Origin of the sequence: Pseudomonas sp. SIMBA_067, from assembly GCF_046534675.1 — a bacterium.
Lineage (GTDB): Bacteria > Pseudomonadota > Gammaproteobacteria > Pseudomonadales > Pseudomonadaceae > Aquipseudomonas > Aquipseudomonas putida.
Genome location: NZ_JAWRYH010001366.1, coordinates 1 through 235, shown reverse-complemented (window position 1 = coordinate 235; position 235 = coordinate 1). Strand labels below are relative to the sequence as shown.

The window sequence follows — 235 nt, the reverse complement described above, 5'->3', positions numbered from 1 at the left end:
AGGTCCGCGTCGCCTGCAAATCCGCCAGGAACGACTCACGCCCCGCCTGGTAATACCGGTGCGTCTGGTCCGCCGCTTCCTTGGCCGATTTTTCTGCCTCGGCCAGCGCATCGCGCCGGTCCAGCAACGCGCTGTATTGCGCCAGCCGGGTCTGGGTTTCGCGAATGGCGTTCAGCACTACGCCATCAAAGTTTGCCAAGGCCGCCTGAGTAGAGGCTTCGGCCATGCGAATGCG

General features: G+C 63.8%; 1 protein-coding gene. It reads right to left on the bottom strand.

Going from position 1 to position 235, the window contains the following annotated elements; all coding sequences use genetic code 11:
• On the bottom strand, positions 1-235 hold a 235-nt coding region (locus SB765_RS33815; RefSeq protein WP_410933060.1), incomplete at both ends, for a TolC family protein.